Annotated in this window: 27 protein-coding genes; 15 read left to right on the top strand and 12 right to left on the bottom strand. The window is 64.1% G+C overall.

The features are described from left to right. The 4 genes from ACVIYL_RS09250 to mnmE all read right to left on the bottom strand — a co-directional run bounded on the left by ACVIYL_RS09250 (window position 1) and on the right by mnmE (window position 5,126). The gene (locus tag ACVIYL_RS09250) at window positions 1–852 is read right to left on the bottom strand and encodes a ParA family protein (protein WP_028342002.1); all 852 of its coding nucleotides are present in this window, start codon (window positions 850–852) and stop codon (window positions 1–3) included. Window positions 853–883: 31 nt separating this feature from the next. Then, window positions 884–1,549: a 16S rRNA (guanine(527)-N(7))-methyltransferase RsmG gene (gene rsmG, locus ACVIYL_RS09245; RefSeq protein WP_456778344.1), complete on the bottom strand. Its 666-nt coding sequence runs from the start codon at window positions 1,547–1,549 to the stop codon at window positions 884–886. A 133-nt stretch (window positions 1,550–1,682) separates the two neighbouring features. Further along, entirely contained in the window at window positions 1,683–3,566 is a 1,884-nt protein-coding gene (gene mnmG / locus ACVIYL_RS09240) for a tRNA uridine-5-carboxymethylaminomethyl(34) synthesis enzyme MnmG (protein WP_456778343.1), read from the bottom strand. Between the two features lie 234 nt (window positions 3,567–3,800). Continuing rightward, window positions 3,801–5,126: a tRNA uridine-5-carboxymethylaminomethyl(34) synthesis GTPase MnmE gene (gene mnmE / locus ACVIYL_RS09235; RefSeq protein ID WP_456778342.1), complete on the bottom strand. Its 1,326-nt coding sequence runs from the start codon at window positions 5,124–5,126 to the stop codon at window positions 3,801–3,803. Here mnmE and ACVIYL_RS09230 point away from each other — a divergent pair. Further along, window positions 5,026–5,304, top strand: coding sequence for a hypothetical protein (locus ACVIYL_RS09230; protein ID WP_283072194.1), 279 nt, complete (start codon window positions 5,026–5,028; stop codon window positions 5,302–5,304). The genes mnmE and ACVIYL_RS09230 overlap by 101 nt on opposite strands. Window positions 5,305–5,424: 120 nt before the next feature. Here the strand turns inward: ACVIYL_RS09230 and rho are convergent, their stop codons facing one another. Both rho and hemJ read right to left on the bottom strand, forming a co-directional pair. Then, the gene (gene rho, locus ACVIYL_RS09225; RefSeq protein ID WP_021078151.1) at window positions 5,425–6,690 is read right to left on the bottom strand and encodes a transcription termination factor Rho; all 1,266 of its coding nucleotides are present in this window, start codon (window positions 6,688–6,690) and stop codon (window positions 5,425–5,427) included. Between the two features lie 252 nt (window positions 6,691–6,942). Beyond that, window positions 6,943–7,365: a protoporphyrinogen oxidase HemJ gene (gene hemJ, locus ACVIYL_RS09220; RefSeq protein WP_028335809.1), complete on the bottom strand. Its 423-nt coding sequence runs from the start codon at window positions 7,363–7,365 to the stop codon at window positions 6,943–6,945. A 473-nt stretch (window positions 7,366–7,838) separates the two neighbouring features. Here hemJ and ACVIYL_RS09215 point away from each other — a divergent pair, with 473 nt between their 5' ends. The 4 genes from ACVIYL_RS09215 to dnaQ are packed head-to-tail and all read left to right on the top strand — an operon-like array spanning window position 7,839 to window position 10,690. Continuing rightward, the gene (locus ACVIYL_RS09215; RefSeq protein ID WP_016841463.1) at window positions 7,839–8,675 is read left to right on the top strand and encodes a pyruvate, water dikinase regulatory protein; all 837 of its coding nucleotides are present in this window, start codon (window positions 7,839–7,841) and stop codon (window positions 8,673–8,675) included. Window positions 8,676–8,685: 10 nt separating this feature from the next. Further along, window positions 8,686–9,294 carry a Maf family protein gene (locus ACVIYL_RS09210; protein ID WP_456778341.1) on the top strand — a complete coding sequence of 203 codons (609 nt, stop codon included), beginning with the start codon at window positions 8,686–8,688 and terminating at the stop codon, window positions 9,292–9,294. A 40-nt stretch (window positions 9,295–9,334) separates the two neighbouring features. Beyond that, complete coding sequence (coaE, locus tag ACVIYL_RS09205; RefSeq protein ID WP_057020333.1) at window positions 9,335–9,934, top strand: dephospho-CoA kinase; 600 nt, start codon at window positions 9,335–9,337, stop codon at window positions 9,932–9,934. Between the two features lie 30 nt (window positions 9,935–9,964). Then, complete coding sequence (dnaQ, locus tag ACVIYL_RS09200) at window positions 9,965–10,690, top strand: DNA polymerase III subunit epsilon (protein WP_168856141.1); 726 nt, start codon at window positions 9,965–9,967, stop codon at window positions 10,688–10,690. A 167-nt stretch (window positions 10,691–10,857) separates the two neighbouring features. Here dnaQ and secB read toward each other — a convergent pair whose 3' ends face one another. Continuing rightward, entirely contained in the window at window positions 10,858–11,346 is a 489-nt protein-coding gene (gene secB / locus ACVIYL_RS09195; RefSeq protein ID WP_069279084.1) for a protein-export chaperone SecB, read from the bottom strand. 411 nt (window positions 11,347–11,757) lie between these two features. Between secB and ACVIYL_RS09190 the strand changes: the two genes are divergently transcribed. The 3 genes from ACVIYL_RS09190 (at window position 11,758) to ACVIYL_RS09180 (ending at window position 14,643) form a co-directional block, all read left to right on the top strand. Continuing rightward, window positions 11,758–12,462, top strand: a complete 705-nt coding sequence (locus ACVIYL_RS09190) for a Tim44/TimA family putative adaptor protein (protein ID WP_456778340.1) — start codon at window positions 11,758–11,760, stop codon at window positions 12,460–12,462. A gap of 148 nt (window positions 12,463–12,610) precedes the next feature. Further along, window positions 12,611–14,056 carry an MltA domain-containing protein gene (locus ACVIYL_RS09185; RefSeq protein ID WP_456781800.1) on the top strand — a complete coding sequence of 482 codons (1,446 nt, stop codon included), beginning with the start codon at window positions 12,611–12,613 and terminating at the stop codon, window positions 14,054–14,056. Next, window positions 14,053–14,643, top strand: a complete 591-nt coding sequence (locus tag ACVIYL_RS09180) for a Smr/MutS family protein (RefSeq protein WP_456778339.1) — start codon at window positions 14,053–14,055, stop codon at window positions 14,641–14,643. Before ACVIYL_RS09185 ends, ACVIYL_RS09180 begins: the two co-directional genes overlap by 4 nt. 18 nt (window positions 14,644–14,661) lie before the next feature. Here the strand turns inward: ACVIYL_RS09180 and ACVIYL_RS09175 are convergent, their stop codons facing one another. The 5 genes from ACVIYL_RS09175 to hslV all read right to left on the bottom strand — a co-directional run bounded on the left by ACVIYL_RS09175 (window position 14,662) and on the right by hslV (window position 18,948). Beyond that, window positions 14,662–15,786 carry a hypothetical protein gene (locus ACVIYL_RS09175; RefSeq protein WP_456778338.1) on the bottom strand — a complete coding sequence of 375 codons (1,125 nt, stop codon included), beginning with the start codon at window positions 15,784–15,786 and terminating at the stop codon, window positions 14,662–14,664. A gap of 157 nt (window positions 15,787–15,943) precedes the next feature. Further along, entirely contained in the window at window positions 15,944–17,248 is a 1,305-nt protein-coding gene (gene hslU / locus ACVIYL_RS09170) for an ATP-dependent protease ATPase subunit HslU (RefSeq protein ID WP_456778337.1), read from the bottom strand. A 61-nt stretch (window positions 17,249–17,309) separates the two neighbouring features. After that, window positions 17,310–17,906, bottom strand: a complete 597-nt coding sequence (locus ACVIYL_RS09165; protein WP_456778336.1) for a DUF2585 domain-containing protein — start codon at window positions 17,904–17,906, stop codon at window positions 17,310–17,312. Then, window positions 17,903–18,388, bottom strand: a complete 486-nt coding sequence (locus tag ACVIYL_RS09160; RefSeq protein WP_456778335.1) for a GNAT family N-acetyltransferase — start codon at window positions 18,386–18,388, stop codon at window positions 17,903–17,905. Before ACVIYL_RS09160 ends, ACVIYL_RS09165 begins: the two co-directional genes overlap by 4 nt. Window positions 18,389–18,390: 2 nt before the next feature. Then, entirely contained in the window at window positions 18,391–18,948 is a 558-nt protein-coding gene (gene hslV, locus ACVIYL_RS09155) for an ATP-dependent protease subunit HslV (RefSeq protein ID WP_028335798.1), read from the bottom strand. 181 nt (window positions 18,949–19,129) lie between these two features. Between hslV and hisB the strand changes: the two genes are divergently transcribed. The 7 genes from hisB (at window position 19,130) to coaA (ending at window position 23,963) form a co-directional block, all read left to right on the top strand. Then, entirely contained in the window at window positions 19,130–19,723 is a 594-nt protein-coding gene (gene hisB / locus ACVIYL_RS09150) for an imidazoleglycerol-phosphate dehydratase HisB (RefSeq protein ID WP_016841476.1), read from the top strand. Window positions 19,724–19,809: 86 nt separating this feature from the next. Further along, entirely contained in the window at window positions 19,810–20,340 is a 531-nt protein-coding gene (locus ACVIYL_RS09145) for a DUF2628 domain-containing protein (protein ID WP_456778334.1), read from the top strand. Beyond that, a complete protein-coding gene (hisH, locus tag ACVIYL_RS09140; RefSeq protein WP_456778333.1) occupies window positions 20,337–20,987 on the top strand; it encodes an imidazole glycerol phosphate synthase subunit HisH in 651 nt (216 codons plus the stop codon). Before ACVIYL_RS09145 ends, hisH begins: the two co-directional genes overlap by 4 nt. After that, complete coding sequence (hisA, locus tag ACVIYL_RS09135) at window positions 20,984–21,712, top strand: 1-(5-phosphoribosyl)-5-[(5-phosphoribosylamino)methylideneamino]imidazole-4-carboxamide isomerase (RefSeq protein ID WP_028335795.1); 729 nt, start codon at window positions 20,984–20,986, stop codon at window positions 21,710–21,712. The genes hisH and hisA overlap by 4 nt, the downstream gene beginning before the upstream one ends. A 9-nt stretch (window positions 21,713–21,721) precedes the next feature. Then, window positions 21,722–22,498 (top strand): imidazole glycerol phosphate synthase subunit HisF, encoded by a 777-nt coding sequence (gene hisF, locus ACVIYL_RS09130; protein ID WP_456778332.1) that lies wholly within the window; start codon window positions 21,722–21,724, stop codon window positions 22,496–22,498. A 149-nt stretch (window positions 22,499–22,647) separates the two neighbouring features. After that, a complete protein-coding gene (locus ACVIYL_RS09125; RefSeq protein WP_028341982.1) occupies window positions 22,648–22,971 on the top strand; it encodes a phosphoribosyl-ATP diphosphatase in 324 nt (107 codons plus the stop codon). 35 nt (window positions 22,972–23,006) lie between these two features. Continuing rightward, window positions 23,007–23,963: a type I pantothenate kinase gene (gene coaA / locus ACVIYL_RS09120; RefSeq protein ID WP_026192056.1), complete on the top strand. Its 957-nt coding sequence runs from the start codon at window positions 23,007–23,009 to the stop codon at window positions 23,961–23,963. Window positions 23,964–24,096: the final 133 nt, after the last annotated feature.

The following is a 24,096-nucleotide window of genomic DNA, read 5'->3' as shown; positions in this document are numbered from 1 at the left end:
TCAATGCGTGCGCAGCTCGCGCTCGCGCTGGATCACCTCGGTGGCGAGCTTGAGATACGCATCGCTGCCGGCGCATTTGAGGTCGTAGACCAGGACCGGCTTGCCGTAGGAGGGTGCTTCCGAGATGCGCACGTTGCGCGGGATCATGGTGTCGTAGACCTTGTCGCCCATGAACTGGCGCACGTCGGCAACCACCTGGTTGGAGAGGTTGTTGCGCGAGTCGAACATGGTCAGCACGATGCCGTGGATCGACAGGCTCGGATTGAGCGTCGAGCGCACCTGCTCCACGGTCTGCAGCAATTGCGACAGACCTTCGAGCGCGAAGAACTCGCATTGCAGCGGCACCAGGATCGCGTCCGACGCCGCCATCGCATTCACCGTGAGCAAATTGAGCGAGGGCGGGCAGTCGATCAGCACGTAGGTGTAGTCGGCTTCCGGCGAGACGTTGTTGTTCAGCCCTGCGATCGCATCGCGCAGCCGGAACGCGCGGCCCGGCGTGGTGCCGAGCTCGAGCTCGAGGCCGGAGAGGTCCATGGTGGAAGCCGCGATGTGCAGCCGCGGCACCGCGGTCGCGACCACGGCATCGCGCAGCGGCGCTTCGCCGATCAGGACGTCGTAGGTCGAGCAGCTGCGGTTGCGGCGATCGATGCCGAGGCCGGTCGAGGCGTTGCCCTGCGGATCGAGATCGACGATCAGGACGCGCTCGCCAATCGCAGCGAGTGCGGTCCCAAGATTGATCGCTGTGGTGGTCTTGCCGACGCCGCCCTTTTGGTTGGCGAGCGACAGGATGCGCGGATGGCCAGGCGGCTGGGACGCCTTATCCTCTTGATAAACCTCGTCCATCACAGTCATACCAAAATACCATTTGCTCTCGCGGAGTCCCCTAGCGCCGCTCGATTGACCCGAGTTCGACGATCCAGCCCTGTCCGCCGGTCCGGCTGGAGTGTAGCTTTGGCTCAATAGTCCAATATTTAGTGGCCTCGGTCAATTCAGCCTCTACATCTTGACCCTTCAAAAACAGCGCCTTGGCGCCCTTTTTGACCCAGGGCTCCGCAAAGCCGATGAGTTGATGTAACGGAGCCAGCGCCCGCGCGGTGACGCAATCGATGGGCCCCGGGATTCTATCCACAGTATCCCCGATATCAGCCAGATGCACCGCCCCCGGGGACTCCGTCACCCGTATCGCCTCGCGCAAGAATGCCGCCTTCTTGGCGATTCGCTCAACCAAATGAATCGACGAGCCCGGAGTCTCGGCCAGCGCGCAGGCGAGCACGACACCGGGGAAGCCGCCGCCGCTGCCGAGATCGACCCACGACTTCGCCGTCGGCATCAGACTCAGGAGCTGCAGCGAATCGGAGACGTGGCGGGTCCAGAGGGTCGGCAGCGTCGATGGCGCGACGAGATTGGTCTTGGCCTGCCACGTGAGGAGGAGGGCGATGTAGCGGTCGAGCCGCGCCTCTGTTTCACGTGAAACAGGCGTCAGCGCGAGCGCCGCGGCCTTGTCCTTGGCGGAGACACTGAGTTCGGCGGATTGCGAAATTGAAGCCATTCTCTGGAATGCCGGTCGGGCTCGTCATTGCGAGCGAAGCGAAGCAATCCATAGTGCCACCTGGGAAAGCGATGGATTGCTTCGTCGCTTCCGCTCCTCGCAATGACCGGGGCCTGCCGTTTCACGTGAAACGCTAGGCGGATGCCTTCGCAGTCTTCCGCCGCGCTTCCCGCCGGAGATAGGCCGCCAGAATACCCAGGGCCGCCGGCGTCATGCCGTCGATCCGGCCGGCCTGGCCGACCGTCCGCGGCTGCGCCTTCTGCAACTTGGCGCGCGCTTCGTTCGAGAGACCGGGGACATCGGTATAGTCGACGTCGGTCAGAACCAGACCCTCGTCACGCCGGAAAGCATCGACATCGGCGGTCTGGCGCTTCAGATAGACATCGTATTTGGCATCGATCTCGAGATGCACCGCGATTGCAGGGTCAATGGCCGACAGCTCCGGCCAGATCGCCCGGACCGCGGGCCATTCGATCTCCGGATAAGCCAGAAGCTCGAAGGCGGAGCGGCGATTGCCGTCACGATTGAGGGCAAGCCCGTGCTTGGCGGCCTCATTCGGTGTGATCGTGAGCGACTTCGCCAAGATCTTGGCCGCCTCCAGCGCCGCCATCTTGGTCCGATGGCGCTCGGCGCGCGCCGTTCCGACGCATCCGAGCGCAACGCCCATGTCGGTCAGGCGCTGGTCGGCGTTGTCGGCCCGCAGCGTCAGCCGGTATTCGGCGCGCGAAGTGAACATGCGATACGGCTCGGTGATCCCGCGGGTCACGAGATCGTCGATCATCACGCCGAGATAGCCATCGGCGCGGTCGAACACGATCGGATCGGCATCGCCGGCAGCGAGCGCGGCATTGAGCCCGGCGACAACGCCCTGCCCCGCCGCCTCCTCATAGCCCGTGGTGCCATTGATCTGGCCGGCCAGGAAAAGCCCGCGCAGACGCTTGGTCTGCAGGGTCGGATCGAGCTCGCGCGGGTCGACGTGGTCGTATTCGATCGCATAGCCCGGCCGGACCATCGTCACCCGTTCAAGGCCGGGGATGCTGGCGAGGATCGCAAGCTGGACCTCTTCCGGCAGCGAGGTCGAGATTCCGTTCGGGTAGACCGTGGTGTCGTCGAGCCCTTCCGGCTCCAGGAAGATCTGATGGCCGTCGCGGTCGCCGAAGCGGACGATCTTGTCCTCGATCGAGGGGCAATAGCGCGGTCCGGAGCTCTTGATCTGACCGGAATACATCGGCGAGCGATGCACATTGGCGCGGATCACCTCATGGGTCGCCGGCGTGGTCCGGGTGATGCCGCACTGGATCTGCGGGGTCGTAATCCGGTCAGTCATGACCGAAAACGGTTCCGGAGGCTCGTCTCCGGGCTGCATTTCGACCGCGGACCAGTCGATCGTGGTGCCGTCGAGGCGCGGCGGCGTCCCGGTCTTGAGCCGGCCGAGCACAAACCCTGCACGTTCAAAGGAAGCCGACAGGCCCATGGCCGGCGCCTCGCCGACCCGGCCCGCCGGCCAGTTCTTCTCGCCGAGATGGATCAGACCACGCAGGAAGGTCCCGGTCGTGATGACAACCGCCCCCGCCGATAGCCGGCGGCCATCGCCCAGGCAAATGCCGGCCACGCGACCATCGACGACGACCAATTCATCCGCCTCGCCTTCGATGACGTTGAGGTTCGCGGTCTCGGTGATCGCGGCCTGCATCGCGGCCGCATAGAGCTTGCGGTCGGCCTGCGCCCGGGGGCCACGAACCGCTGGACCTTTCCGACGATTCAGCATGCGAAACTGGATGCCGCCGGCGTCGGCCACCCGGCCCATCAAACCGTCCAAGGCATCGACTTCGCGGACCAGATGGCCCTTGCCGAGCCCGCCGATGGCGGGATTGCACGACATCGCGCCGATCGTCGCGAAACGATGGGTCACCAAGGCGGTCTTTGCGCCCATCCGGGCAGAAGCGCTCGCGGCCTCGCAGCCGGCATGGCCGCCGCCGATGACGATGACGTCAAATGAGTCTGCCCTGGAAGTCATGCCGGGACTTCTATCGTGGAGTCATGAAAGCCGGAAGAACGAAGTTGGGATCGCCGCTCTGAGACCGAAGCCCGAGGCAAATATGGACTGCTTCGCTTCGCCCGCAATGACGGATGGGACCGTTTCACGTGAAACAGTGCGGCTGTATGATCGGCAATTGTTTCACGTGAAACAGGATGAGGGTTCCTTAACCAGATCGAAACCATGTTTCACGTGAAACAGATGGGGCACCCGCTACTTCCCGACGCAGAATTCGCGGAAGATGACGTCCAGGATGTCTTCAACATCCACCCGGCCGAGCAGACGACCGAGTGAGTAAGCGGCCCGCCGCAGTTCCTCCGCCGCCAGTTCTTCGCCCTGCCCGACCACGTCGATGCTGCGCTGAAGGGATTCGACGGTGTCCTGCAACAATCCGCGCTGCCGCGTCCGACTGATCAAGCCGCCTTCGCTGGTTCCAAAATAGTCCTGAGCGAACCCGACCAGCGCGGCGATCAGCTCTGACAACCCATCGCCACGAGCAGCCGAGATCCTGAATTCGGGGTAACTGCCGCCCTCACCCGCCGCGGTCCTGACCAGGTCGATCTTGTTCCGCACCAGCCAGGTCGGCGTCGCTCCGCCATGTCCCGCCTTTGCATCGCCGCTGTCGGCCAGCCACAGCACGAGGTCCGCCTCCGCGGCGCGGGCGCGGGCGCGGCGGACGCCCTCCTGCTCCACCGGGTCGTCGGTCTCGCGAATGCCGGCGGTGTCGATGACCGTCACCGGATAGCCGTCGAGGTCGAGCTGCACCTCGATCACATCGCGGGTCGTGCCGGCATGCGGCGAGACGATCGCGACCTCGCGCTTGGCGAGCTGATTGATCAGGGTTGATTTGCCGACATTCGGCGGACCGGCGATCGCGACCACCAGGCCGTCGCGCAACCGCTCGCCAAGCCCCTGCCCTGCAAGGACTTGCTTGATCTCATCATGCAGCGCGCGGATCTTCTCGAGCGCCGGCCCGATCAGCTCGGCCGGCACATCGCCTTCATCTGAGAAATCGATGCCGGCCTCAATCAGCGCCGACGCCGCGATGATCCGCTCGCGCCAGTCGCGCGCGCGGTCGCCGAGCAACCCCTTCAACTGGCGCAGCGCCTGGCGCCTTTGACGGTCGGTGTCGGCGTGGATCAGGTCGTCGAGGCCCTCGGCCTCAGTCAGGTCGAGCTTGCCGTTCTCGAAAGCCCGCCGGGTGAACTCGCCCGGCTCGGCCGGCCGCACATTGTCGAATGCCGCGATCGCATCGAACATCGCCGCCAACACCGCGCGTCCGCCATGGACATGAAATTCGGCGACGTCTTCGCCGGTGGCACTGGCCGGGCCTGGAAACCACAGCACGACCGCGTCATCGATCGGTTGATGGTTCGAATCGCGGAGCAGCGCGCGGGTCGCCAGCCGCGGCACCGGCGTCTTGCCCGCCAGTCCTGCAATGACCGACTCGGCCATTGGGCCAGACAACCTGACGATGGCGATCGCACTCGGCGGCCGTCCGGAGGACAATGCGAAGATGGTCTGGTCGCGCGGATGCATCGCCTATTTCTTCCAGCAAATCGGCAAAGGCAATGCCGCTTCGATTGCGCACCCCATACCGCAAAATGCCGCGACGCAGCATGATCTGATTTCACTGCAGCAGCCGCGCAGCAATTTTGCTGCGGTGTCGTCACCTAGATCACAAAGCTACGATATAAATATAAATAAATTCAGATAGTTATATGAAAAATCAGTGCGGGGGCCGCTCCTTTTATGCTGCACTTCGCTGCAGCAAATCCGCAGCATGAAAAAAGGCGCCCCGTTTGTGCGGAGCGCCCTGTTCTTTTCGGCCGTGGCCTCAGGTGTTCATGGAATCGAAGAATTCCGAGTTGCTCTTCGTATTGCGGAGCTTGTCGAGCAGGAAGTCGATGGCGTCCATGGTGCCCATCGGATTGAGGATGCGGCGCAAGACGTACATCTTCTTCAGCACCTGCGGATCAGTGATCAGCTCCTCCTTGCGGGTGCCGGAACGGGCAATATCGATCGCCGGGAAGGTCCGCTTGTCCGAAACCTTGCGGTCGAGGATCAGTTCGGAGTTACCGGTGCCCTTGAACTCTTCGAAAATGACTTCGTCCATGCGGCTGCCGGTATCGACCAGCGCGGTCGCGATGATGGTCAGCGAACCGCCCTCCTCGATGTTGCGCGCGGCACCGAAGAAGCGCTTCGGACGCTGCAGCGCGTTGGCGTCGACACCGCCGGTCAGCACCTTGCCGGATGACGGCACGACGGTGTTGTAGGCGCGGCCGAGGCGCGTGATCGAATCGAGCAGGATCACGACGTCGCGGCCGTGCTCGACGAGGCGCTTGGCCTTCTCGATCACCATCTCGGCGACCTGGACGTGACGCACCGCAGGCTCGTCGAAGGTCGACGACACCACCTCGCCCTTCACCGAGCGCTGCATGTCCGTAACTTCTTCCGGACGCTCGTCGATCAGAAGCACGATCAGATAGCAGTCGGGATGATTGGCGGTGATGGAGTGCGCGATGTTCTGCATCAGCACCGTTTTGCCGGTGCGCGGCGGCGCCACGATCAGCGCGCGCTGGCCCTTGCCGATCGGCGCGACGATATCAATGACGCGGGCGGAAAGGTCCTTCTTGGTGGAATCCTCGAGCTCCATGCGGAAACGCTGATTGGGAAACAGCGGCGTGAGGTTGTCGAAATTGACCTTGTGCTTCGACTTTTCCGGATCTTCGAAATTGAGCGTGTTGACTTTCAGCAGCGCGAAATAGCGTTCGCCTTCCTTCGGGCTGCGGATATGGCCTTCGATCGTGTCGCCGGTGCGCAGGCCGAAACGGCGGATCTGCGACGGCGAAACGTAGATGTCGTCGGGGCCGGGCAGGTAGTTCGCGTCGGGCGAACGAAGGAAGCCGAAGCCGTCGGACAGCACCTCGACAACGCCTTCACCGATAATGTCGGTCTCGGCGATCGCGAGCTGCTTGAGAATTGCGAACATCAGCTCCTGCTTGCGCATGGTGCTGGCATTCTCGACCCCATTCTCTTCCGCGAACGAGACGAGCTCGGCCGGCGTTTTCGATTTGAGGTCCTGGAGTTTGATTTCCCGCATTGGGGTCGTCCTGTGAGGAAGTAGGTAGGGAAGGGGTGCGAGGTGGCTCTGGAAAAAGCGGACGCCAAAGGAAGGTCCGCAGGTCTCAGCCAGGAAAGTGCCGTTTGGGCTTTCAAACCTGATGCGGCGCCGGTCCGAAAAGAACCGGAACGCGACCACATCCGCCTGCGTGGGGTGGGATAAATCCTATATAGAAAATCGATTCGTCCTTCGCAAGAAGGACTGAAGCATGCGTCTTGACCATCGTGATGTCTAGAACGGCTTCACCACCACCATGATCACGATCAGGATCATCAGGACCGTCGGCACCTCGTTGATAATACGATAGAATTTCTGGGTTCGCTGATTCCGGTCGGCGGCGAAATCCTTCACGCAACGGGACAAAAAGCCGTGGATACCCGACATGGCGAGCACCAGCGCAAATTTGACGTGAAACCAGCCGGATAGGTACCAGTGTCCGGCCCAGACCAGGAAAAGTCCGGCCAGCCAGGTTACGATCATCGCGGGGTTGATGATCCCCTTCAAAAGCCGCCGCTCCATGACCTTGAAGGTCTCGGACTGCCTGGAGCCGACCTCGGCCTCGCAATGATAGACGAACAGCCGCGGCAGATAGAGCATGCCGGCCATCCACGAGATCACGGCGACGATGTGCAGGGCCTTGACCCAGGCATAGATCGGCAGGGCGTTGATCCAGTCGAACATCGCAGTGATGCCTTTCGGGGAACAGTTCGGGAGGGCTCAGCGCTGCGCGCAAGGCTTCGCCGGCGAGGGACGGATACATATCCGCACACACGGCTCTCCTAAACCTAATTAATTTTAGAATCTAAGGTTTGAGTCTTAATGGCAGTGAATTTGACTCATGCAATCCGGTCCAGCGGTTGCTGCGCGCTTGTTCACATCCCTCAACATTCCGGTCGGCGGCGGCGGATATCCGGAATCTGTCGCAGGACTCAGTTGGTTGCGCGCCTCTGTGGCCAGCTTATGAAGAGACAAATCCACACTGCTTCACTATCATCCCCGCCATGACGTCGACTTATCCTTTTGCGACGTGCTGTGAAGAATGGGGCGAGATATACAGGGGCCTGGCCATGGACCCGGATTCTTCTCCTCGACCTCCACAGGGATTCACAGGATAGACAGGGGCTCTGGTGCCGACGACCTCCAACTACTTCCATTTGCATCTGGTGTCGGACTCGACCGGCGAGACGCTGATCACCGTGGCGCGCGCGGTCGCCGCGCAATACGCCAATGTGACCGCGGTCGAGCATGTCTATCCCCTGGTGCGCAGCCAGAAGCAGCTCGATCGCGTGCTCGACGAGATCGAGGAATCGCCCGGCATCGTCCTGTTCACGCTGCTGGAGAAGGATCTGGTCGGCCGGCTCGAGGGCAAGTGCAAGGAGATCAACGTTCCGAGCCTGTCGATCATCGGGCCTGTGATGCAGTTGTTCGAGGCGTATCTGGGTGCCGCGACGACCGGGCGCGTCGGCGCGCAGCACGTGCTGAACGCGGAGTATTTCCGCCGCATCGATGCGCTGAACTACACGATGATGCATGATGATGGTCAGCATGTCGAAGGCCTCGAGGAGGCCGATGTCGTGCTGGTCGGGGTATCCCGTACCTCGAAGACACCGACCTCGATCTATCTCGCCAACCGCGGCATCCGAACGGCGAATGTGCCGCTGGTGCCGGGCATCCCGCTGCCGCACCAGCTCGAGACCTTGAAGAAGCCGCTGGTGGTCAGCCTGCATGCGACGCCCGAGCGCCTGATCCAGGTTCGGCAGAACCGCCTGCTCACCATGGGCGACCGCGACAATGACACCTACATCGACAAGCAGTCGGTAGCCGACGAAGTCGCCTTTGCCCGGCGCCTCAGCGCGAAATTCAACTGGGCGCTGCTCGACGTCACACGGCGTTCGATCGAGGAGACCGCGGCCGCGGTGATGAAACTCTTCAACGACCGCCAGCGCGCGCGGCCGTCGGAATGATTCTCACGTCATGAGCATCTGGCGCGGCCCACAGAAGCTGATCCTCGCGTCGCAGAGCCGCGCGCGAAAGATGCTGCTTGAAAATGCCGGCCTCGATTTCGAGGCGCTGCCGGCCGACATCGACGAACGCGCGGTGCAGAAGAATTCCGGCCTTTCGGCGCCGGGCGAGATCGCATCGCTCCTGGCGCGCGAGAAGGCGCTGTTCGTCTCCAGGCAGAGGCCCGGTCAATATGTCGTCGGCGCCGACCAGACGCTGGCGCTGGGGCAGCGCATGTTCAGCAAGCCCGCCGGCCGCGCGCAGGCTGCCGAGCAGCTCGGCCTGCTCGCCGGACGGACCCATGAGCTGCATTCCGCCGTCTCGGTCGCACGCGATGGAAAGGTCCTGTTCAGCGATGTGGGTGTGGCCCGCATGACGATGCGGCGGCTCGCCGCCGGCGAGATCGAGAGCTATCTCGACCATGCCGGGGAGGCGGTGACGACCAGCGTCGGCGCCTACCAGCTCGAGGGCCTCGGCGTGCATCTGTTCGAGCGGATCGAAGGTGACCATTTCACCATCCTCGGCCTGCCGCTATTGTCGCTGCTGGCGTTCCTGCGTGCTGAGAAACTGCTCGCGGTGTGAGGCGTGGCGACGGGAGAGATGCTGAACCGATGTTGATGCGATGCTGATTGTTGGACTGACCGGCTCGATCGGGATGGGGAAATCCACCACGGCCAAACTGTTCATGGAGGCCGGCGTGCCGGTGTACGACGCCGATGCGGCCGTGCATCAGCTCTACGAAGGCGAAGCTGCGCCGGCGATCGAGGCCGCCTTTCCCGGCACCACTGCCGGCGGCAAGGTCGATCGCGCGAAACTGTCGGCGCGCGTGGTGCACGATCCTGCTGCGATGAAGCAGCTCGAGCAGATCGTGCATCCGATGCTCGGCGCGTCGCGCCAGAAATTCTTCGCCGATGCGGAAGCCGCAGGTAACCCGATCGTCGTTGTCGACGTGCCGCTATTGTTCGAGACCGGCGGCGAGAAGCGTGTCGATGCCGTCGTTGTCGTCACCACCTCGCCGGAACTGCAACGCGAGCGGGTGCTGGCCCGCGGCACGATGGATGCCGCCAAGCTCGACGCCATCATCGCCAAGCAGATGCCGGACGCCGAGAAGCGCAAACGCGCGGATTTCATAGTGGATACCTCGCACGGCCTCGATCCGGTGCGGGCGCGTATCCGCGACATTCTGGCCGAGGTTGTTAAGATGCCGAAGCGGCGCGCCTGATTCGCCCGCCTTTTCGGATTCCATCACGTCATGCGCGAAATCGTTCTCGATACCGAAACCACTGGCCTCGATCCGCTGCGCGGCGACCGGCTGGTGGAGATCGGCTGCGTCGAGATTTTCAACCGCATGCCGACGGGACAGACCTACCACGTCTACATCAATCCCGAGCGCGACATGCCGGCGGAAGCGTTCGCCGTGCACGGGCTGTCGACCGAGTTCCTTGCTTCCAAGCCGCTGTTCACTGAAGTGGTCGACGAGTTCCTGGCCTTCATCGGCGATACGCCGCTGGTGATCCACAACGCGTCGTTCGACATCAGCTTCATCAACGCCGAGCTCGACCGCATCAAGCGGAAGGCGATCCCGAAGGACCAGCTGGTCGATACGCTGCTGCTGGCACGGCGCAAGCATCCCGGCGTGTCGAACCGGCTCGACGATCTCTGCTCGCGTTATCAGATCGACAATTCCCGCCGCACCAAGCACGGCGCCTTGCTCGACGCCGAGCTGTTGGCCGAGGTCTATATCGACCTGATCGGCGCGCGGCAGTCGCAGCTGATCCTGGCATCGGAAACGTCGGATGCGCGTGTGGGCGGCCATAGTGGTGACATGCCGCGGCGGCAGCGCGAAACCCCGCTACTCGCGCGGGTCAGTGACGCCGATCGAGAGGCCCACAGGGCCTTCATTGCCACGCTCGGCGACAAGCCGATCTGGAACGATTACCTGCCGCCGCCAGCGCCTGCTGCAGCACCGGCGGCTTGAGCCCCTATTGCGCTCTATCCCCGTCATCCTGAGGCGCGAGCGGAGCGAGCCTCGAAGGATGCGCGGCCGCAGTCGGGCCGTCGATCCTTCGAGACGCCCGCAAGCGCGGGCTCCTCAGGATGACGGATCACACTTCCGCGCGTGTTACATTTTTTCGAGTTTAGAACTCAGCTCGGCTTGACGCCGGGAGCGGCCTGGGCGGCCGCCTGCCGCTCCATGTTCTGGCGGTAGAGACCGAGGAAATCGACGGGGTCGAGCAACAAGGGCGGGAAGCCGCCGTCGCGGACCGCGGTCGCGACGATCTCGCGTGCGAACGGGAACAGCAACCGCGGGCACTCGATCATCACCAGCGGGTGCAGGTTCTCCTTCGGCACATTCACGATCCGGAAGACGCCGGCATAGGCGAGGTCGAAGCTGAACATCACCTTGCCTGCGGTCTCGGCCTTGCCCTCGATCGAGAGGATCACCTCGTACTCGTTCTCCGACAGGTTGTTGGCGGAGACGTTGATCTGGATGTTGATCGCCGGCTGCTGTTGCTGCTGGCCAAGCGAGGCCGGCGCATTCGGGTTCTCGAACGACAGGTCCTTGGTGTACTGCGCCAGTACGTTGAGCTGGGGAGCGGGTTGTTCGACGGGGGCGCCGTTGCCATTGGTCATGAAAATGTCTCCTGGAGCAGCGCTCGATGGACAGAATGTCCGACGGCACGCGTTAAGGTGTTGAGAATGCCGATGCCGGGCGAGTGGCTATCATAGGCCCGGCTCGGTCCACAAGGACGACGAAAGGGCGGGCCGGCGGCAAATTCTCCCGGCAAAGGACAGCGCGCGCGAGCCTGCCCAATCTCTTAACAGCTTCCTAAATTATTGAAGATGCGCGATTTCCTGAAAAGGAACGGTTTCCCCCGGGGGTCAAAACGCGCTACACTACCCGTGCCAAAAAGCGCCATTGGCCGGGCATAGTTTCGTGCCTACATCTTCGGACTCTATCGGTGATGTGATCTCTGCTGTTCCCGACCGGGAACGCTTTGACGGCCGGCCCGTTGCCGGCAGAGACCAGAAAGCGAATTCGACGTGGATATTTACACCATCATCTTCCTGGCGCTGGCCGTGTTTATCTTCCTGCGCCTGCGCAGCGTTCTCGGACAGCGCACGGGAAGCGAGCGGCCGCCTTATGATCGCGCCGCGCCCAACGTCGTGCAGCGCGGTCAGGACAACAACGTCGTTCCGATCCCGGGATCGGTGATCGACCAGCCGGCCTCGGCGGCGTCCGCCGAGCCGGTCGAGCCCACGGAACGCTGGAAGGGCATCGCCGAGCCCGGCACGGCGCTGGCGCAGGGTCTCGACGCGGTGGCCGTCCAGGATTCCTCGTTCGATCCGCGGCATTTCCTCTCAGGTGCCCGCTCGGCCTATGAAATGATCGTGCTGGCGTTCGCCAATGGCGATCGCCGCGCGCTGCGCGACCTGCTGTCGACCGAGGTCTATGAAAGCTTCGAGGCCGCGATCAAGGATCGCGAGAAGCACGAGCAGAAGACCGAGACGCGGTTCGTCTCGATCGACAAGGCCGAGATCGTCAGCGCGGAGACGCGCGACCGCTCGACTCAGCTCACCGTCCGCTTCGTGTCGCAGATGATCTCGGTCACGCGCGACAAGGCCGGCACCATCGTCGACGGCAGCCCGGACAAGGTCGCCGACATCACCGATATCTGGACATTCGCCCGCGACTCGACTTCCCGCGATCCGAATTGGAAGCTGGTTGGCACTGGAAGCGCTCACTAAGCATCTCAGCTACGGGCGGCTCGCGGTGGCGTGCTGCGCGCTCGCGGTGCTGTGCTCCACCGCAGCGATTGCCGCGCGCTACAGATCAAGCCGGCACCCTCCGCCGCGACACGAGCATAGCCACCCGATCCCCTATCCCAATCTGGAAATGCCGCTGCAGGTCAGCGGCAGCCAGTACGAGCCGCTCGCCTGGTCCAACGTCGCCGGCTGGAGCGCCGACGATCATCTCGCGGCCTACAAGGCGTTTCGCGCCAGCTGCAAGCCGATCGCGGCCCAGCAGGGTGCGCCTGCAGATTCGAAAGCGCTCGGGAGCTCGCTGCGCGATCCCTGCCGGATCGCCAAGGGACTCGCGCTGAGCGACGGCGTCAAGGCGAAGGACTTCTTCGAGCAGAATTTCGTGCCGTTGCGCATCTCGCGGCTCGGCGAGGACGCCGGCTTCGTCACCGGTTACTACGAGCCGGTGCTCGATGGATCGCGGACCCAGACCGACGTCTACAACGTGCCGGTCTATCGACGCCCGTCCAACCTGTTCGTGCGCGGCAAGACGCAGAATTCGGTCGGGCTGCCTAATGGCGGCGCGGTGTATCGCAAGATCGGTCGCCGCAAGCTCGTGCCCTATTACGACCGCGGCCAGATCGAGGACGGCGCGATCGCCGGCCGCGGGCTCGAGATCTGCTGGCTGAAGAGCCAGACCGATCTCCTGTTCGCGCAGATCCAGGGCTCGGCGCGGATCAAGCTCGAGGACGGCATCACGCTGCGCATCAATTACGACGCGCATAATGGTTATCCCTATACGCCGGTCGGACGCGTCCTGATCGACCGCGGCATCATCCCGAAGGATCAGATGTCGATGCAGAAGATCAGGGAGTGGATGGAGCAGAACCCTGACGGCGCCAAGGACCTGCGGCGGCAGAACCGTTCCTACGTTTTCTTCCGCGAGGTTCCGCTGTCCGACAAGGACGAGGCCGTCGGCGCGCAGGGCGTGCCGCTGACGCCGGGCCGCTCGATCGCGGTCGACAAGGCGCTGCATGTCTACGGCACGCCGTTCTTCATCGCCGGCGAGCTGCCGATCGAATCCGAACAGTCGAAGACGCCGTTCCACCGGCTGATGATCGCGCAGGACACCGGCTCTGCGATCGTCGGCCCGGCGCGCGCCGATCTTTATTTCGGCGCCGGTGCCGAGGCCGGAAAGGTCTCGGGCCGGCTGCGGCACAACATGCAGTTCGTCATGCTGGTGCCGAGGGGTCTCGACCCCGTCGCGCGTGGCCACAAGCTGCCGGTTCCGGATGAGCGGCCTTCGGCCAAGATCGCAAAGCTGTTTCCGCAGACCGAGCCGCCGAAGGACAAGCCGGCGGCGAAGGCTGCGGATGTGCCGACCGCCGGCATGGCCAAAAGCGCGGCGAAAGACTCAGGCAATAGCGCCGCCAGGAACCCGGCCGCGAAGGATGTCGCGCCCGTAGCGCCGGCAGCAACGACCCCTGTCGCGCAGGCCGCACCTGTGGCAGAACCGGTGCCGTTGCCGGTCGCCCGGCCCGATATTCCGCAACCGGAGAAGCGGCGCTTCCGGCGCTATCGCCATTACCGCGATCAATGAAACGACCCGCGCCGATTCCCGATCTGTCCGCTCCGTCGCGGCGCAAGCGCGCGCTGAGCGAAGAGGAGCGCGCGCTCTGGGAGAGCGTGGCAAAGCAGGTCAAGCCACTGCGCAAGCGGCCGGCCGCCGCGAAGGCCCACGCCGTCGCCTCTGATCCGGCTGTCCATCACGCGATTGCCAAACCCATCCCGGTCAAGCCGGTGGCAGCGGTCAAGGCCGCGCCGGCGCAACGCCCGCACGTGCCGCCGCTGGCGCCGATCGGCCGCCGCGAGCGTACAAAGCTCTCGCGCGGCCGGCAGGAGATCGATGCGCGGCTCGATCTGCACGGCATGACCCAGCTGCGCGCGCATCGCGTGCTGTTCACCTTCCTGCAGCGCGCGCACAGCGACGGGCTCACTTTCGTGCTCGTCATCACCGGCAAGGGCAAGGTCGGTGGTCTCGATTCCGAACGCGGCGTGCTGCGCCGCCAGGTTCCGGAATGGCTCAGCCTGCCGGAATTCCGCTCGCTGGTCGTCGGTTTCGAGGAAGCGCATATCGGCCATGGCGGCGAGGGCGCGCTCTATGTGCGCGTCCGGCGCGCGCGCTGAGCATGCTCAGCGAAAATGTTAGAACGGTCGGACGATTCCGACGCGCGGGATCACCGTCACGATCCAGCCGAGGATTGTGGTCTTGCTATCGTCCGCCGGGATCGCCGGCACGTCCTTCGACGCCGGCAGCATCCTGGTGGCATGCAGCATCAGGAACATGCAGACCGCCCAGTTCGAGATCCAGCGCGAATAGTCGAACACGGTCACGAACATCACGAAATAGCCGGCGCTGATCATGACGAGCGCGCCGAGCACGGTCCGGCGATGCAGGTCGCTCGCGAGCGCGCCAATCAGCCGCGCGAAATAGCGCCATAGCGGCGTGTGCAGCCAGATCAGCAGCGCAAATACCGGAACGCCGAGGATGTTCGAGGGCATGCGCGCCCAGGTGTCGGCGAACTCCTTGGACAGCGGCTGGTACCAGATGTAGCCGAACTGAAGCAGGTCGGTGCGTGATGGATCGGCCATCCGGCTCTGCAGATGACGGATGAATTCGTCATAGGGCACGTCGACCGTGCCAGCGAATTGCGCGACCAGGAACAGGATGCCGACCGCGGCGAGCGCCGCGATGCCGAAGACGGCGTTCCGCGGCGTCACGCCCTGCACCAGATAAAAGCGCAGCACCACGATCGCCGTGATGGTCGGCACATACATCAAGACGAAGATGTGATGGACCAGGATCAGCAGGATCGAGAACAGCGCGGCAATCAGCACATACGCCACTGAGCGCGCCGGGATCAGCAGCAGCACGATCGTCAACGCACAGCCATAGATGTCGAAATGGCCGAGCGTGTGCATGAAGTTCTTCAGGAAGAACGGCGAGCCCGCGATGAAGACGAACAACGGCCAATGCGCGTCGTTGAAGCCGAATGTGCGGCGGAACAATTTGATGAACAATCCGAGCGTCACCAGCCAGATCGCGCCGGCCAGCGCGAACACCAGCCAGACGGTCACCTTGTCGGTGAACAGCGACACGATCGCCCCCACCAGCGCGCGCTTGGTGAAGCCGTAATGATAGTCGACCAGCAGATGGATGTAGGGAACGAAGGGCGGCAGCGCGATCTTGTGCAGGAACACGCCGACCAGTACGGCCGCATTGACGGCCAGCATCAGGCGCCAGGGGTTTTGCCACACCCGCAGATTCATCGATCGCCCACTCTCGTCGTCCCGGGCAAGCGAAGCGCGACCCGGGACCCATAACCACCGAAGGTAGTTCTAGAAGGAATGTCGGCCCGAGTCTTTGTCACCGCGGACTGTCGGGGTTATGGGTCCCGGCTTTCGCCGGGACGACTATGGTGGCCGCCTACAAAATAAACCGGCTCAGGTCGGCGTTCTTCGCGAGGTCGCCGACATGCTTGGTGACGTAGTCGGCGTCGACCTGGATGGTCTCGCCGTGGCGATCGGGCGCGGTGAAGGAGATCTCGTCCAGCACCCGCTCCATCACGGTCTGCAGCCGCCTTGCGCCGATGTTCTCGACCGTGGAATTCACCGCCACGGCGACATCGGCCAGCGCGTCGATGGCGTTGTCGGTGATGTCGAGCGTGACGCCCTCAGTCTTCATCAGCGCGACATATTGCTTGATCAGCGACGCCTCCGGCTCGGTCAGGATCCGGCGCATGTCGTCGCGGCTCAGCGCTTGCAGCTCGACGCGGATCGGCAGGCGGCCTTGCAGCTCCGGCAAAAGGTCCGACGGCTTGGCGATATGGAACGCACCCGAGGCGATGAACAGGATGTGGTCGGTCTTGACGGCGCCGTGCTTGGTCGAGACCGTGGTGCCTTCGATCAGCGGCAGCAGGTCGCGCTGCACGCCCTCGCGGGAGACGTCGCCGCCGGCGCGGTTCTCGCGCACGCAGATCTTGTCGATCTCGTCGAGGAACACGATGCCGTTGTTCTCGACCGCGTTGATCGCCTCCTGCACCAGCTGATCGGTGTCGAGCAGCTTGTCGGATTCCTCGTTGACGAGGATTTCGTGCGAGCCCTCCACCGTCAGGCGGCGGGTCTTGCTGCGTCCGCCCATCTTGCCGAAGATGTCGCCGAGCGAGATCGCGCCCATCTGGGCGCCGGGCATGCCGGGGATTTCAAACATCGGCATGCCGCTGCTGCCCGACTGCGTCTCGATCTCGATTTCCTTGTCGTTGAGCTCGCCGGCGCGCAGCTTCTTGCGGAACGACTCGCGCGTCGCCGGGCTCGATCCCGGACCGACCAGCGCGTCCAGCACGCGTTCCTCGGCGGCAAGCTGGGCGCGGGCCTGAACGTCCTTGCGCTTGCGCTCGCGGGTCTGTGCGATCGCGACCTCGACGAGGTCGCGGACGATCTGCTCGACGTCGCGGCCGACATAGCCGACCTCGGTGAACTTGGTGGCCTCGACCTTGAGGAACGGCGCGCCGGCGAGCTTGGCCAGCCGCCGCGCGATCTCGGTCTTGCCGACGCCGGTCGGCCCGATCATCAGGATGTTCTTGGGCAGAACCTCCTCGCGCAGGGAACCGGCGAGCTGCAGCCGCCGCCAGCGGTTGCGCAGCGCGATCGAGACGGCGCGCTTGGCGTCGGTCTGGCCGACGATGAAGCGGTCGAGTTCAGAAACGATTTCACGGGGAGAGAAGTGAGTCATTGGCTCTAGCTAGGTTGGAATCGCGGTCTCGGCAAGCGGCAGTCCTCCAAGGCATGGTCCCCTAAAGAATCGGCGGCCCGGCCTGCCACTGCCTGATCGCCTCGAACGGGTGGATCAGCATGATGATGTTCAGTGTCAGATTGTCGCGAATGTGAAGCAGCAGCACGGTTTCGAACAACACGCCGAGCGCGACGGTTGCCGCGATCGGCAGCCTGCGCGCCAGCAGGAAGCCGACAACCATCGCAAGCGTGTCCGACACCGAATTGACGATGGTGTCGCCGTAATAATCGAGCGAGATCGTGCCGGCGCGGTAGCGCTCGATGATCCAGTTGGAATTTTCGACGAGCTCCCAGCTGCCTTCGATCAGCATCGCGACAATCAGCCGCCCGGGCCAGGCGAGGCGCGGCAGCAGGAGGAAGGTCAGACCGTAGAACAGCAGGCCATGCAGCACATGCGACAGCGTGTACCAATCGGCGATGTGCTGCGAGTTCTCCGAGCTCTGAACCGAGCCATGCCAGAGCTTGACGTAGCCGCAGGCGCAGATCGGCAGACGGCCCATCGCATAGAGCAGCGCCGCCTGCAGCACGAGCAGCGCTGCTGCGATCGCCAGCCAATGCCACGCTGAAACGCCGGTGATGGGCTTGTGCGCGATCGTCATGCGTCGCGTGCCATCAGCAGCGCCGGCCCGTCCGGCGTATCGACCATACCCACCTTCTGAAAACCCGCCTTCTCATAGGCGCGGATCGCGCGCGCATTGGCCGGATCGGGATCGGTGACGATGCGTGGCGCGCCCTGCGCCAGCCGGTCGTCGACAAAGGCGCGGATCAGCGCCGAGCCGTGGCCACCTGCCACCATGTTGGGCTCGCCGATGAAGAGGTCGATCCCGCGCGTGCCCTCCGGCTGGGCCCCGAAGCCGGAATTCCAGGCCGTCAGGTCGTAGCACTGGACATAGCCGAGGTCGCCGCCATCGGCCGCGACGATGAACTGGTCCATGGCCGGCTCGTCGAGGTCGCCGCTGACCAGCGCATATTGCTCGGCCGGATCGCCCCACCATTCCCGGACATGCGGCAACGCCAGCCACTGCTTGATCAGCGGCAGGTCGGCCGGCGTCATCGGGCGGAAATGATAGGGGCGGGCCATGCTCAGCCGCCGATCGTCTCGATCGTCACGTTCCGGTTGGTGTAGACGCAGATATCGGCGGCGATATCCAGCGCGCGGCGGACGATGGTCTCGGCGTCCTTGTCGGTATCGACCAGCGCGCGGGCCGCGGCGAGGGCGTAATTGCCGCCGGAACCGATCGCCATGACCCCGGATTCGGGCTCCAAAACGTCGCCGGTACCGGTCAGCACCAGGGAAACGTCCTTGTCGGCCACGATCATCATGGCCTCCAGCCGGCGCAGGTAGCGGTCGGTCCGCCAGTCCTTGGCGAGCTCGACGGCCGCCCGGGTCAGCTGCCCCGGATATTGCTCCAGCTTGCTTTCCAGCCGCTCGAACAGGGTGAAAGCGTCGGCGGTGGCGCCGGCAAAGCCGCCGATCACGTCGCCCTTGCCGATCCGGCGGACCTTCCTGGCATTGGCCTTGATCACGGTCTGACCGATCGAGACTTGCCCGTCGCCGCCGATCACCACCTTGCCGCCCTTGCGGACCGTGCAGATTGTGGTGCCATGCCAGACCGGCAGCTCATTTGGGGATGCTTGCATAGGTTACCTCTCTTCCGGGCAGATTTAGGCGGTCGGGCAGGGGGTTACAATCGGGGGATTTAGCAACGAATTCCGGTCACCATGGCCCCAAGTTGGGCGTTTCGAGGTCATCCCGCAGTAGCGAAGGTGAGATCAGCCTGTTAAAAGACCGGCGTTTTCGGCACGGGAAAGCTCAATTTTCATGCGCACCGCAACCATCAAGCGCAAGACCAAGGAGACCGACATCGAGGTGACGGTCAACCTCGACGGAGCAGGCGTATCCACGGTTTCGACCGGGATCGGCTTCTTCGACCATATGCTCGACCTCCTGGCCCGGCATTCGCGCATCGACATCACGGTGAAGGCGGATGGCGATCTCCATGTCGATTACCACCACACCACCGAAGACGTCGGGATCGCGCTCGGACAGGCCGTGAAGCAGGCGCTCGGCAACATGGCCGGCATCACCCGCTACGCCTCGATCCACATGCCGATGGACGAGACGCTGTCGCGCGTCGTGATCGACATTTCCGGCCGCCCCGTGCTGGTGTTCAAGGCCGAATTCCCGCGCGACAAGATCGGTGAGTTCGACACCGAGCTGGTGCGCGAGTGGTTCAACGCCTTCGCGATGAACGCCGGCGTGACTCTGCACGTCGAGACCCTATATGGCGAGAACAGCCATCATATCGCCGAATCCTGTTTCAAGGGTCTGGCGAGGGCGCTGCGGACGGCAATTGCGATCGATCCGCGTGCCCAGGGCGAAGTGCCCTCGACCAAGGGTCAGCTCGGCGGCTGATCTCTGGAGCATGATCCGGAAGAGTGGATGCCGGTTTTCCGAAAGATCATGCTTTAAATAAGAGTCCATCCTCGGCGGAGCGTTCGATGCCGGTCTATACAGTGCATGCCCCCGTGGCCAATGGCGCCGATCTCGCGGCGACCGACAAGTTTGTCTTCGTGCGCGACGGCTTCCATTTCTGGGCCGCGGTTGCGGGCGTGATCTGGCTGGCCTGGCATCGGCTCTGGCTGGCGCTGATCGGCTGGTTCGTTCTTACTTTCGTGATCGATTACGCGCTGGCCAAGCTTGGCGTCGGCCGCAGCGCGATCTTCTTCGTCGACCTGGTGCTGATGGTGTTGCTCGGCCTCGAGGCCGCGACCCTGCAGCGCTGGACGCTGTCGCGGCGCAGGTGGCGCCAGATCGACATCGTCGTGGGTGACGACGTGGAGGCCGCCGAGCGCCGTTTCTTCGCGCGCTGGACCGCGCGGCATCGCGGCGCCGTCAACGACCAGCGGTCGGTCGATCGCGGCGCGCCGCCCCCGACCCGCGACGTTCCGGGTCAGTCATTCTCAAAACCCCCGTCGATGCCGCAGGGCGGCATCATCGGATTGTTTCCAGAGCCAGGAGGATCGCGATGACCGTTGCAATCATCGATTACGGCTCCGGCAATCTGCATTCGGCGGCCAAGGCCTTTGAGCGCGCCGCACGCAGCATGGAGGATCCGCAAGCCATCAAGGTGACGCGCGATCCCGATGCGGTGTATCGCGCCGATCGCATCGTGCTGCCCGGTGTCGGCGCCTTCGCCGATTGCCGCCGCGGCGTCGACGCGGTCGACGGCATGCTGGAGGCGCTGACCGAGGCGGTGCGGGTCAAGGCCCGGCCGTTCTTCGGCATCTGTGTCGGCATGCAGCTGATGGCGACGCGCGGCAAGGAGCACGTGATCACCGAGGGCTTCAACTGGATCGGCGGCGATGTCGAGAAGATCGAGCCGCGCGACGAGAGCCTGAAGGTCCCGCATATGGGCTGGAATACGCTCGACGTGGTGCGCGAGCATCCGGTGCTAGAGCGGCTGCCGCTCGGGCCGAAGGGACGTCACGCCTATTTCGTGCACTCCTATCACCTCAACGCCGCCAATGAGGCGGACGTGCTCGCGCGCGCCGACTATGGCGGGCCGGTGACCGCGATCGTCGGCAAGGACACCGCGATCGGCACCCAGTTTCACCCCGAGAAGAGCCAGCGCTTCGGCCTCGCTTTGATCGCCAATTTCTTGAAGTGGAAGCCGTGATTCTCTTTCCAGCGATTGATCTGAAGAACGGCCAGTGCGTGCGCCTGGAGCAGGGCGACATGGCGCGCGCCACCGTGTTCAATCTCGATCCGGCGGCGCAGGCGGCGAGCTTCGCCGCGCAGGGCTTCGAATATCTCCACGTTGTCGATCTCGACGGCGCCTTCGCCGGCAAGCCGATGAATGCGCATGCGGTGGAGGCGATGCTGAAGGCCGTCACCATGCCGGTGCAGCTCGGCGGCGGCATCCGCGACCTCAAGACCATCGAGGCCTGGCTCGACAAGGGCATCACGCGCGTCATCATCGGCACCGCCGCGGTGCGCGATCCTGAGCTGGTGAAGGGCGCGGCGAAGACATTCCCCGGCCGTGTCGCCGTGGGCCTCGATGCGCGCGACGGCAAGGTCGCGGTCGAAGGCTGGGCCGAGACCTCGCATGTGACCGCGCTCGAGATCGCGCAGCGCTTCGAGGATGCCGGCGTCGCCGCGATCATCTTCACCGACATCGCCCGCGACGGCCTGCTCAAGGGCCTCAACCTCGACGCCACCATCGCGCTTGCCGACCGCATCTCGATTCCGGTGATCGCCTCCGGCGGCTTTGCCTCGATCGACGACGTCAAGGCGCTGCTGGAGCCGCGTGCGAAGAAGCTGGCCGGTGCGATCGTCGGCCGTGCGCTCTATGACGGACGGCTCGATCCGGCCGCTGCCCTTCAGCTGATCCGCGGCGCGTAGGAGGAGATCATGTTCAAGGTTCGCGTGATCCCGTGCCTCGACGTCAAGGACGGCCGCGTGGTCAAGGGCGTCAACTTCGTCGATCTGCGCGACGCCGGTGATCCGGTCGAGGCCGCGATCGCCTATGACGCCGCCGGCGCCGACGAGCTCACCTTCCTCGACATCACCGCCACCCATGAAAACCGCGGCATCATGCTGGATGTGGTCCGGCGGACCGCGGAGGCCTGCTTCATGCCGCTGACCGTGGGCGGCGGCGTCCGCACCGTCGAAGACATCAAGACCCTGCTGCGGTCTGGCGCCGACAAGGTCTCGATCAATTCGGCGGCCGTCAGCCGGCGCGAATTCGTCAAGGAAGCGGCCGAGAAATACGGCGAGCAATGCATCGTGGTCGCGATCGACGCCAAGCGGGTCAAGCGCGCCGGCGGCTCGGACCGCTGGGAGATCTTCACCCATGGTGGACGGAATGCCACCGGGATCGACGCCATCGAGTACGCCCAGGAGGTCGTCTCGCTCGGCGCCGGCGAAATCCTGCTGACCTCGATGGACCGGGACGGCACCAGGCAGGGCTTTGACCTGCCGCTGACCCGGGCGATCGCGGACAGTGTCCCCGTACCGGTCATCGCGTCCGGTGGTGTCGGCAATCTCGACCACCTGGTCGACGGCGTCCGCGAGGGTCACGCCACCGGCGTGCTGGCCGCATCGATCTTCCACTTCGGGGAATTCACCATCCGCCAGGCCAAGGATCACATGGTGCGCGCCGGCCTGCCGATGCGGCTCGATCCCTAGCGTGAGCGTGGTCAGGAAAAGTGGAAACCGGTTTTCCGTGAAGACCACGCTCAAACAGGGAGAGCTGGGACTCCTTGTCACAAAAATGCTAAGTCCCCACCTAAGGGTGGCACCCGTGCGGTGCCGCTGTGCATGCTTGAGTTGAGTTGATGTCGCGTTTCACGGTCCACGATCTGGCCGCCACTATCGACGCCCGCGCTGCAACGGGCGGTGAGGCGTCCTACACCCGTAAGCTGCTCGACAAGGGCGCGGAGCATTGCGCCAAGAAATTGGGCGAGGAAGCGGTCGAGACCGTGATCGCCGCGGTCGAGAATGACCGCGATCACCTCATCGCGGAAAGTGCCGATCTCGTGTTTCACCTGCTGGTTCTGTTGAAATCCCGCGGCGTGAAGCTGGAGGACGTCGAGGCCGCGCTGGAGAAGCGCACCTCGATGTCGGGACTGGAAGAGAAGGCGTCGCGCAAGCGCGACTAGCGCAAATGATCGAGCGCATCGAGAGGGGCGGCCTCATGGACATCCGGGCACCAGATCAACAGTACAACCCCTACCGCATCTTCACGCGCCAGCAATGGTCGCATCTGCGTGACGACACGCCGATGACGCTCGAGCCGGGCGAGTTCGATCGCCTGCGTTCGATGCACGATCGCCTCGATTTGCAGGAGGTCGAGGACATCTACCTGCCGCTGTCGCGGCTGCTCTCGATCTATGTCGATGCGACCCAGCGGCTGTATTACTCGCAGCGCCAGTTCCTCAACATCCGCGACCGCAAGATGCCCTACATCGTCGGTGTCGCCGGATCCGTCGCGGTCGGCAAGTCGACCACGGCTCGCGTGCTGCAGGCGCTGCTGGCGCGCTGGTCGCCGCGGCCGAAGGTCGACCTGATCACGACCGACGGTTTCCTGTTTCCGAATGCCGTGCTCGAGCGGCAGGGCATCATGCAGAAGAAGGGCTTCCCGGAAAGCTACGACCTGCCGACGCTGCTGTCGTTCCTCAGCGACATCAAGGCGGGGCGGCGCCGCGTGCGCGCGCCGGTCTATTCGCATCTGACCTACGACATCGTGCCGAACAAATGGGTCGAGATCGACCAGCCGGACATCCTGATCGTCGAGGGCGTCAACGTGCTGCAGACCGGGCGGCTGCCGCGCGACGGCAAGGCGGTGCCGTTCGTCTCCGACTTCTTCGACTTCTCGGTCTATATCGACGCCGACGAGGCCGTGCTGCGGGAGTGGTACATCAAGCGCTTCCTGGCGCTGCGTGACACCGCGTTCACCGATCCGAGGTCCTACTTCCACCGCTACGCGCCGCTGTCGGACGAGGAAGCAACGGCGACCGCGATCGCGATCTGGGAGCGCACCAACCTCGCCAATCTCGAGGACAACATCCTGCCGACCCGCCCGCGCGCGACGCTGATCCTGAAGAAGGGCGCCGACCACGTGGTGCAATCGGTCGCGCTACGCCGGCTGTAGTCGGCACCGTATCCCGGCGAACGCGCCACATCACAGCTGTCGTCCCTGCGCAAGCAGGGACCCATAGCCACAGGTGTCTGTGATTTGCAGGGCTGTGGCCACGGCGAGCGCAAAACTGGCTTCGGTGGTTATG

It is taken from the genome of Bradyrhizobium sp. USDA 3315, assembly GCF_054056795.1.
Note: the sequence above shows the minus strand (reverse complement) of the source record. Positions and strands in the feature narration are given on the sequence as shown.